This is a genomic window from Neobacillus drentensis (assembly GCF_036965425.1).
GTDB lineage: Bacteria > Bacillota > Bacilli > Bacillales > Cytobacillaceae > Neobacillus > Neobacillus drentensis_F.
In genome coordinates this window covers 49,172-58,782 of record NZ_JBALPP010000053.1, presented here as the reverse complement: position 1 = coordinate 58,782, position 9,611 = coordinate 49,172, and the positions used below count along the sequence as shown (strand labels likewise).

Below are 9,611 nucleotides of genomic sequence, written 5' to 3'. Positions count from 1 at the left end.
TCCCAATACCAATTTATAGATGGCTATTTGCAAAATGAGAGACAATTCAGTAAAATAAATGAAAATAGAGTAAGTGCTTACATTTCCTTTTATACAAAAAAATAGTTTACTCCTCTTCAGAAGTAAACTATTTAAAAGTATATTTTTATTCTAAAAAGTCCTTTAACCGTTTGCTGCGGCTAGGATGACGTAATTTTCTTAGAGCTTTTGCTTCGATTTGACGGATACGCTCACGGGTTACGCCGAAAACCTTGCCAACCTCTTCAAGTGTACGAGTTCGGCCATCATCTAACCCAAAGCGAAGGCGAAGAACATTTTCTTCACGGTCAGTTAATGTATCAAGCACATCCTCGAGCTGCTCTTTTAAAAGCTCGTATGCTGCATGTTCTGACGGGGAAGTTGCATCCTGATCTTCAATAAAATCGCCAAGATGGGAATCATCCTCTTCACCAATCGGTGTTTCTAAGGAAACAGGTTCTTGGGCAATTTTAAGAATTTCCCTTACTTTATCCGGTGTTAAATCCATGTCTTCACCAATTTCTTCCGGTGTTGGTTCGCGGCCAAGATCCTGAAGTAATTGACGCTGAACCCGAATTAGCTTATTAATCGTCTCTACCATATGAACTGGGATACGAATCGTTCTTGCTTGGTCCGCGATCGCACGCGTAATCGCCTGACGAATCCACCATGTAGCATAGGTACTGAACTTAAAACCTTTTTGATAATCAAATTTTTCTACAGCCTTAATTAATCCCATATTTCCTTCCTGAATTAAATCAAGGAATAACATCCCGCGGCCAACATACCGTTTAGCGATGCTGACAACAAGTCTTAGATTAGCCTCTGCAAGGCGGCGTTTGGCTTCCTCGTCACCTTGCTCAATACGAAGCGCCAACTCTTTTTCCTCGTTAGCGGAAAGTAGATCAACCCGGCCAATTTCCTTTAAATACATGCGGACTGGGTCATTGATCTTTACTCCTGGAGGAACACTTAAATCATTTAAATCAAATTCTTCATCATCTTCCTTGGACAGATCCTTTATGTTAGGGTCTTCCTCGTCACTTTCACCGACTAATTCTATTCCCTGATCACCTAGAAAATCATAAAATTCATGCATTTGATCAGATTCTAATTCAAAATTAGCCATTTTTTCGGCTATATCATCATAGGCCAGGACGCCGACTTTTTTGCCCATTTCTGTTAATTGATCTTTCACTTGTTCAAGAGTTAATTCATTTTCGGTCTCTTTTGAACGGGCTGATTTTTCTGCAGCCATAAGGGGGTCCCTCCTTCCAGAATCAAAGACACATAATATTATTTAAAGCGATTTACGCAATTGGTTAATTTCAATTGCAATCACAGCAGCTCTGCTAAAATCACTCTGTCTTTCAGCTTCTTTTAGTTCTAATTCTTTTTCTTTTATTTTTAACAATTTTTGATAATTCAACACCTGTTTGATATAATCAGTTAATTCTTGATTGCTTAACTCATCATTTATCGACATCATTTCAATATTAGCAACCATTCTTCTAAGATTTTCATCTTGAATATAGGTTAAAAATGCGCTCGAATCAGGTTCTAAATGATTTTCATAAAATCCCAATAGATATGTTATTATTGCCTGATGTTCATCGATATTAAACGTGTTACCTTGTAATAATTCCTGAACCTTGTAAGCAACATCACGGTCTTTTAGCATATGGGCTATTAAGCGCCTTTCTGCAGTGTAATAAGCAGGCTTTAATTCCTCGACGGGCCTTTTTATTACGATTGTCTTACTGATATTCTCATTTTTCCCGGTTGACTTTCTTTTTTCTGAAAAGAAAATCTGCTTTTGCTGTTCTCTTAACGCATCTAAAGAAAGCGAAAATTCAGCTGCAAGCTGCCGTAAATAATGATCCCTTTCAACTGCCTTCGTTAATTTGCTAATTTCTTTGATTATTTCTTCGATATAGGCAAGTCTATCTCCTTCAAGCTGAAGATTTTTTCCCCTTCGAAAGTAAATAAACTTAAATGCCATCCAAGTTAAACTGGCACCGATAACTTCTTTTTGAAATTTATCAGGACCAAACTTTTTAATATATTCATCCGGGTCCATACCATCAGACATCATGCCTACTTTTATTTGAAAGCCAGCTTCGTTAAGATGATTACCTGCACGGTAGGCAGCCTCAATTCCGGCCTTATCGGAATCGTAACAGATGGTTACAGACTGGACACTTTGCCTTAAGAGGGCGATATGATCATCTGTTAGGGAAGTCCCCATTGTGGCGATGCCATTTTCCACACCAGATCGATCAGCAGCAATTACATCAGCAAATCCCTCAAAAAGGACAGCTTGCTGCATTTTTTTTAGGCTTGATTTTGCTTGATGATAATTGTATAATATTTTGCTTTTATTAAAGATTGCCGTTTCAGGACTGTTTAAATATTTAGGCTCATCAGATCCCAGAGATCTTCCAGAAAAGGCAATCGGATTTCCATTCCGATCAAAGATTGGAAACATGATCCGATCTCTAAACCGATCAAAATACGTCCCATCCCGTTCACGTTTGATAATTAATCCTGCCCTTTCCATCCAGTCAGGTGCAAAATCCCGCTTTGATAGGAATTTCGTAACGAAATCCCAGGAATTTAAGGAATAACCAATTTGGAACTTATCAATCGATTCACGGGTAAATCCTCTGCCTAGCAAGTATTCCAATGCATGCTGGCCTTCCTTTGTATTTACCAGCAAGTGATGGTAGAATTTAGTTAACAGTTCATGAGCATCAAGCATAGCTTGCAAATCTTTTGCAATTTTTCTTTCGCCACGAGCTCCTGCAAGATTGATATCAAGATCGATATTTCCTTTGGCAGCAAGCTTAATGGCAGCTTCTTGAAAAGAGATTCCCTCAAGCTCCATTAAAAAAGAAAAAACATTTCCTCCAGCACCACAACCAAAGCAATGGAAAATTTGTTTGTCGGGTGATACTGAAAATGATGGTGTGCTTTCACCATGGAAAGGACATAATCCGAAGTAATTTCGCCCTTGTTTTTTCAGTTGTACATAATCGCTGATAATTTCAACAATATCAACTGTTTGACGAATTTGATCAATTTTTTCTTCGGCAATACGATCCGCCATGGAAACAACCTCATTTGTTCTTACATAAATTCTACGTTGAATAACTAAATTCCTGCAAATTTCGACAAATTTCTTACTAATTCCATCATGAAATATCCTGAGTAATAACTATGTCCCCAGTTTGTGCATGATTCATAATGAATAAATTCTCAGCTTCCTTTCCAGAATCAACATATTCCAATTTGAGTATGTAATTTCTTTCTAACATGGTGATCATAGGAAGCAATAAAAAGAACTTGCAGAAATTTAGAAGCTATTTCGACAATCTCCTCTTTTACCGGGCAGTAATCTGCATCGACAAAATCAGTTGAAATGCCTTTTATATTAGTATTAATTCTACATCACTCTGCATTTTCCTTCTTTAGCTATTAATTTTATAAAAAAGGATTTATGTCGAATTTTTTCAGGATATTTTATAGGGACCTACTTGACATCTAACAATAAATAGTTTATTCGTTCACATGCAAGTCTAAACCTAAAAAGTATATTTTTATCACAATTTTTTATTATAGTACAATTAATATCATTTTGCCATAACTTTTTTATTTTCTTTTTTCAATAAAAAACACATAATCTTATGACTATGTGTCAGGGTCTGCCTTTTTGAATATAATTTAAAATAATATTGGCCGTTTCTTCAACAGCTTTATTGGTAACATCAATCACAGGGCAATGAATTTTTTTCATGACTGTGTCAAAAAAGGTCAATTCCTCTTTAATCCGATCAATATTTGCATAGCTTGCCTTATCGTTTAAACCCAATGAAATCAATCGTTCTCTTCTAATATTGTTTAATTTTTCCGGGCTGATTTTTAAGCCAAAGCATTTTTCAACGGGTACCCTGTATAGCTCTTCAGGAGGGTCTACCTCTGGTACAAGAGGCACATTGGCCACTTTTAAACGTTTATGTGCTAAGTACTGTGATAGCGGAGTTTTTGAAGTTCTCGATACACCAATTAAGACAATATCCGCTTTTAGGATGCCCCTAGGATCACGCCCATCATCATACTTTACTGCAAATTCAATTGCTTCTACCTTTTTAAAATAATCCTCATCAAGTTTCCTAACAAGGCCTGGTTCACACAGTGGAGTCTTTCCGCTAAAGGATTGAATTTGATCCATAATTGGGCCAATTAAATCAACAGCAATAATCCCTTCCGCAGATGCCCTTTCTGTTATATATGTACGCATTTCTGGTTTGACTAAAGTAAAAGCAACCATTCCTTTATCGAGCGCAACAAGTGAGAGCACCTCATCGATATGTTCCTTGTCTTCAACATACGGGAACCTCTTTAATGTCATTCCGGATCCATTAAATTGGCTAATTGCCGCTTTCGTCACTAATTCCGCTGTCTCCCCGACGGAATCAGAAACCACGTAAATGATTGGCATACTCATTCTTCCAAATCCACCCCTCTTTTTATTCGTCACCTAATGTAACAAAAGCCTTTGTTATGTTTGTTTTCGTTATTCGGCCGATTACTTCAAATCCTTTATCGGATTTTCTAACTACTGGTAAGGCATCAATTTGTTTTTCAATTAATTTTTTAGCAATATCGATTAAAAGATCATCACGTTCACACATGGTAATATTCGGCATTCTAGTCATGATAATATTAACCGGGATGGTGGAAAGCTCTTGTTTTCCGATACTTGCCCGAAGCAAATCTTTTCTCGATAGTACCCCAACTAATGAGGAGTTATGGTCCACTACAAATAATGTTCCCACATCTTCAAGGAACATTGTGCAAATAGCATCATAGACTGAAACATTTTCGCTTACCACAACAGGAATGGACTGATAATCCTTAACATAAATTTTTTGCAAATTTTCAGTCAGCAGCTGTGCTCCAGATTTCCCAGTATAAAAATATCCGACTCGCGGTCTGGCATCTAAATAGCCTGCCATTGTTAAAATGGCGAGGTCAGGTCTTAATGTGGCTCTTGTCAAGCTTAATTGATCGGCGATATGCTCCCCTGTTATCGGTCCTTTTTCCTTTACTATTTGCAGAATATGTTCCTGGCGCTTAGTCAGTTCGATTGTGCTCACCACCTTATACATAATCGTTATACTTTTATAACAATATTATATACTAGTTAATTTTCTTTTGAAATTAATACAGTGGTTAAAATATACATTAAAGGTGCGGAGGCCCGCACCTTTTAATTTGGCTATGTTAAACTTGGCTGTTGAGTTGCACTTCAGCGCTTCGCTTTCCGCTCCAATCAACAGGTTAAAAAGATCAACAATTGTATTTAACAAGGCCTTTTTTTAGAACACCATTTTCTCCTGTAGGAAGCTGACAAGTTCTGAAATCGGAATACGTGTTTGCTCCATTGTGTCACGGTTTCGCACTGTTACCATTTGATCTTCTTTGGAATCAAAGTCATAAGTGATACAGAACGGTGTTCCAATTTCATCATGACGGCGATATCGTTTACCAATTGATCCCGCTTCATCGTAATCCACTGAAAAATGCTTAGATAATGCAGCAAAAACCTCTCTCGCCTCATCCGATAATTTTTTCGATAACGGTAATACCGCTGCCTTAAATGGAGCTAATGCCGGATGAAAATGCATGACTGTTCTTGTTGTGCCGTCTTCAAGCTGTTCTTCATCATAAGCATCGATTAAGAAAGCTAAAGTTACACGGTCTGCACCTAAAGATGGCTCAATACAGAACGGAATATATCTTTCATTTGTTTCAGGATCAATATAGTTGAAATCTTCTCCTGAGAATTCCATATGTTGTTTCAAATCATAATCCGTTCTTGAAGCCACACCCCATAACTCTCCCCATCCAAATGGGAATTTAAATTCAAAATCGGTTGTAGCATTACTGTAATGAGAAAGTTCATCATCAGAGTGATCTCTAAGTCTTAAATTTTCTTTATTAAGCCCTAAGGAAAGCAGCCATTGTTCAGCAAATTGCTTCCAATAGTCAAACCACTTTAATTCCTCACCAGGCTTACAGAAAAACTCAAGCTCCATCTGTTCGAATTCTCTTGTTCGGAATGTAAAATTACCTGGTGTAATCTCATTGCGGAAGCTTTTTCCTATTTGCGCGATACCAAATGGCAGCTTCTTTCTCATTGTCCGCTGCACATTTTTAAAGTTAACAAAAATTCCTTGAGCAGTCTCTGGGCGTAAGAAAATTTCATTCGTGCTTGATTCAGTCACACCTTGGAAGGTTTTAAACATAAGATTGAATTGGCGAATTCCAGTAAAGTCATGGCTTCCGCAGTCTGGACAGGCGATATTATGCTCTTTTACCAGCTCTTCCATTTTTGAAAAAGGCAGTCCGTCTACAACCATTTCGATTCCTTTTTCTTCAAGGGCATTTTCAATTAATTTATCAGCTCGGTGACGGGCTTTACAATTTTTACAGTCAATCATTGGGTCATTAAAGTTACCGATGTGTCCAGATGCTTCCCAAGTCCGCGGGTTCATCAAGATACTTGCGTCCAAACCAACGTTGTATGGTGACTCTTGAACAAACTTTTTCCACCATGCCTGCTTGATATTATTTTTAAATTCAACGCCTAATGGGCCGTAATCCCAAGTGTTTGCTAATCCGCCGTAGATTTCTGATCCTGGAAAAATAAATCCTCTGTGTTTTGCGTGCGATACAATTTGCTCCATTGTTACTTTCATTTTAAAAGCTCCTTTAATAGTTTTTTCTGCAAATAAAAAACTCCCGACCCTATGCTTACAATAAGCATAGGGACGAGAGTTACCCGCGGTTCCACCCTATTTGCTGCTAAATTAGCAGCCTCCTTAAAATGTGTTGATCAACACATGATTGCTCAGGAACGCCTTCGTTAGTGCCCTATACCCTAGCTTCCACTGTCCTAGGTTCGCTTCTATAGAGCTTACTAAGTACTACTCTCCATCAACGCAATTATTAATTTTAAAGAAAATATTAACTAAAAGTAGAAAAAATGTCAACAGAAACTATAATAAATTGCGAAATTGGGCCATAGAATTGAGAAACTTCTTGGTTTTAAGATGCAGACCAGAATATTCTTCATAATAAGCGGTAATGACATTTTTTAATTCTGCTTTCGTTTCTTCTTTTACAGAAATATTCCCTAACCTAGAAAGATCAAAATAATAAAATAGCCGTAATAATTTCACTGCCGCTGGTGATAATTTAAAATGGTACGGATCTTTTTCAAGGCATCGGTGGCAAATAAATCCGCCTTCACGAATGGAAAAAGAAAAATGCCCGTCTGTACTGCCGCAAACGGAACATTGATTTAACACCGGATACAACCCCATCACATTTAACATTTTCATTTCATAAATATTCATAAGAATATCCGGGTCATAACCTTCATTCATAAAATTGAGTGTTTGATAAAGCAGTTCAAAATGAAAAGGATTAGGCTTCTTTTCCTCTGTACATTTATCAGTTAATTCGACAATATAACTAGCATAAGCAGTTAAGAAAATATCCTCGCCAATGGAACGCATGGAAGAAATCATTTCACCCTGTTGCATGCTGCCTAATCCAGAACCTTTTTGAACTAGAAAATAACCATGAGTGAAAAGCTGGGTAATGGAAGAAAGGCGGCTATTTGGCTTCTTTGCACCTCTAGCCATTACGCCAACCTTTCCCCATTCCCTCGTATATATTGTTACAATTTTATTTGTTTCACCATAATCTGTTGTTCTAATGACGATGCCTTCACACTTCTGAAGCATAAATGTCACCTTCTAAAGAGCGCGAAAGACTTGCTTATGAAACGGGAAAATCTATTTGTGCTAGCTCTTCATCAAGATTACCGGGTATTTCTTGGTTTTCCTTCTCAAGCTCTTTAAAGAGAAGATATGTGTCAATATTCCCTGTCTGGGTAAATACTTTCCACGTAAAATCCATCATCGAAAACCCCACCTTTCATTATTTAGACTAGCCTAAAGTTCAATCCCAAACCTTACATTTATCATAGCCTGCCTGCGCAAAAATCATAAGACGAAAAAATTGTTAATGTTGTCCATGCATAATCTTGTCAATTGATTAATATTTTAGTTAGGGTTATTCATCAGTATTCATCTTCATTAAAGCCATAATCACGAAGCTGGGACATCTTGTTGCGCCAGTCTTTCTGAACCTTTACCCATAATTCTAAAAACACCTTAGACCCTAGAAGATTTTCAATATCTACGCGAGCCCGCTTTCCGATTTCCTTTAACATGCTGCCTTTTTTTCCAATGATAATACCTTTCTGTGAATCCCTTTCCACAATGACCGTTGCCATGACATGAATTATATCCTTACCTTCTTGACGCTCCATTTTGTCTAATACAACAGCTAAGGAGTGTGGAATTTCTTCTCTAGTCAGGTGAAGTGCTTTTTCCCTGATTAGTTCAGTAATGATGAATCGTTCCGGATGATCTGTAACTTGGTCTGCCGGATAGTATTGCGGCCCTTCAGGTAAAAAGGATTTAATTTGCGTAAGCAAACGCTCTACATTATTACCTTCTAGTGCAGATATTGGCACTATTTCTTCAAAGTTGTATTTTTCCTTATACGATTCAATAATCGGCAATAAATCATCAGGATGAATTTGATCAATTTTATTTATTACAAGAAAGATTGGAGTGCTTACGGTTTGAAACTTTTCAAGGATAAATTCTTCACCACGGCCAAATCCCTCTTCAGCATTTACCATAAAAAGAATTAAATCAACTTCTTTTAATGTATTTTGCGCAACTTTCATCATAAAATCGCCCAATTTGTGTTTTGGTTTATGAATACCTGGTGTATCAATAAAAACCATTTGGGTGTCTGAAAGTGTAAGGACGCCTTGAATCTTGTTGCGGGTTGTCTGCGGCTTATCGCTCATAATAGCAATTTTTTGACCAATCACCCGATTGAGAAACGTTGATTTTCCGACATTAGGCCGGCCAATAATCGAAATAAATCCAGATTTATAGCCTTTATTTGTAATGGTATTATTTTGATTATTATGCATGCAGATCCTCCGGTGAAAAAGCGCCAGGCAATAAATCTTCGACAGTCATTTCTTGAATATCACCTTTTAGATTTGTTAAAACCACTTTCATCTCTTTTGGGCATAATTCCGAAATAACCTGCCTGCATGCCCCGCATGGAGAACAAGGCCGTTCAGTATCGGCAACAACAGCCAGCATTTGAAAATCCCTATCCCCTTCTGAAAGCGCTTTAAAAAGGGCAGTTCGTTCTGCGCAGTTACACATACTATAGGCAGCATTCTCTATATTACAGCCCTTATATACTTTTCCATCTGTTGTTAATAATGCTGCTCCTACTCCAAACTTTGAATAAGGAACATAGGCTTTTTCTCTTGCATTTTTTGCTTCTTCAATTAGTTGAACAATGTTCACTAGTTTTTCTTCCTTTCCAGCAGAAACCTGCTGTGTCTTTATTTTACATTAAAAATCAGAGAAAATCATTAGTTGTAAATAAAAAGTAATAAAAAATTTTAAAAAGTTAGAATT

The 9,611-nt window shown here is 37.3% G+C and carries 10 protein-coding genes and 1 other annotated feature; all 10 genes read right to left on the bottom strand.

Annotated features, from left to right (window positions below):
• Positions 1 to 145 precede the first annotated feature (145 nt).
• A complete protein-coding gene (gene rpoD / locus V7161_RS15415; RefSeq protein ID WP_335713870.1) occupies positions 146 to 1,276 on the bottom strand; it encodes an RNA polymerase sigma factor RpoD in 1,131 nt (376 codons plus the stop codon).
• 42 nt (positions 1,277 to 1,318) lie between these two features.
• The gene (gene dnaG, locus V7161_RS15410; RefSeq protein ID WP_335713869.1) at positions 1,319 to 3,127 is read right to left on the bottom strand and encodes a DNA primase; all 1,809 of its coding nucleotides are present in this window, start codon (positions 3,125 to 3,127) and stop codon (positions 1,319 to 1,321) included.
• An 85-nt stretch (positions 3,128 to 3,212) separates the two neighbouring features.
• Positions 3,213 to 3,335, bottom strand: a complete 123-nt coding sequence (locus V7161_RS15405) for a DUF188 domain-containing protein (RefSeq protein ID WP_335713874.1) — start codon at positions 3,333 to 3,335, stop codon at positions 3,213 to 3,215.
• 380 nt (positions 3,336 to 3,715) lie between these two features.
• Complete coding sequence (locus V7161_RS15400; protein ID WP_335713868.1) at positions 3,716 to 4,525, bottom strand: pyruvate, water dikinase regulatory protein; 810 nt, start codon at positions 4,523 to 4,525, stop codon at positions 3,716 to 3,718.
• 22 nt (positions 4,526 to 4,547) lie between these two features.
• Positions 4,548 to 5,189: a helix-turn-helix transcriptional regulator gene (locus tag V7161_RS15395; RefSeq protein WP_263297768.1), complete on the bottom strand. Its 642-nt coding sequence runs from the start codon at positions 5,187 to 5,189 to the stop codon at positions 4,548 to 4,550.
• Positions 5,190 to 5,399: 210 nt separating this feature from the next.
• A complete protein-coding gene (locus V7161_RS15390) occupies positions 5,400 to 6,782 on the bottom strand; it encodes a glycine--tRNA ligase (protein WP_335713867.1) in 1,383 nt (460 codons plus the stop codon).
• A gap of 65 nt (positions 6,783 to 6,847) precedes the next feature.
• Positions 6,848 to 7,033: a binding site (T-box leader), on the bottom strand.
• A gap of 49 nt (positions 7,034 to 7,082) precedes the next feature.
• Positions 7,083 to 7,835 (bottom strand): DNA repair protein RecO, encoded by a 753-nt coding sequence (gene recO / locus V7161_RS15385; protein WP_335713866.1) that lies wholly within the window; start codon positions 7,833 to 7,835, stop codon positions 7,083 to 7,085.
• Positions 7,836 to 7,869: 34 nt separating this feature from the next.
• Positions 7,870 to 8,013: a YqzL family protein gene (locus tag V7161_RS15380; protein WP_335713865.1), complete on the bottom strand. Its 144-nt coding sequence runs from the start codon at positions 8,011 to 8,013 to the stop codon at positions 7,870 to 7,872.
• 160 nt (positions 8,014 to 8,173) lie between these two features.
• Positions 8,174 to 9,106, bottom strand: coding sequence for a GTPase Era (era, locus tag V7161_RS15375; RefSeq protein ID WP_335713864.1), 933 nt, complete (start codon positions 9,104 to 9,106; stop codon positions 8,174 to 8,176).
• Positions 9,099 to 9,497: a cytidine deaminase gene (locus V7161_RS15370; protein WP_420491624.1), complete on the bottom strand. Its 399-nt coding sequence runs from the start codon at positions 9,495 to 9,497 to the stop codon at positions 9,099 to 9,101. Before V7161_RS15370 ends, era begins: the two co-directional genes overlap by 8 nt.
• Positions 9,498 to 9,611 lie beyond the last annotated feature (114 nt).

Bases quoted from the DNA above. Each gene is read 5' to 3' on its own strand.
- V7161_RS15405 (WP_335713874.1), bottom strand. From the start codon at position 3,335: ATGTTAGAAAGAAATTACATACTCAAATTGGAATATGTTGATTCTGGA.
- rpoD (WP_335713870.1), bottom strand. From the start codon at position 1,276: ATGGCTGCAGAAAAATCAGCCCGTTCAAAAGAGACCGAAAATGAATTA.
- V7161_RS15395 (WP_263297768.1), bottom strand. From the start codon at position 5,189: ATGTATAAGGTGGTGAGCACAATCGAACTGACTAAGCGCCAGGAACAT.
- recO (WP_335713866.1), bottom strand. From the start codon at position 7,835: ATGCTTCAGAAGTGTGAAGGCATCGTCATTAGAACAACAGATTATGGT.
- dnaG (WP_335713869.1), bottom strand. From the start codon at position 3,127: ATGGCGGATCGTATTGCCGAAGAAAAAATTGATCAAATTCGTCAAACA.
- V7161_RS15400 (WP_335713868.1), bottom strand. From the start codon at position 4,525: ATGAGTATGCCAATCATTTACGTGGTTTCTGATTCCGTCGGGGAGACA.
- V7161_RS15380 (WP_335713865.1), bottom strand. From the start codon at position 8,013: ATGATGGATTTTACGTGGAAAGTATTTACCCAGACAGGGAATATTGAC.
- era (WP_335713864.1), bottom strand. From the start codon at position 9,106: ATGCATAATAATCAAAATAATACCATTACAAATAAAGGCTATAAATCT.
- V7161_RS15390 (WP_335713867.1), bottom strand. From the start codon at position 6,782: ATGAAAGTAACAATGGAGCAAATTGTATCGCACGCAAAACACAGAGGA.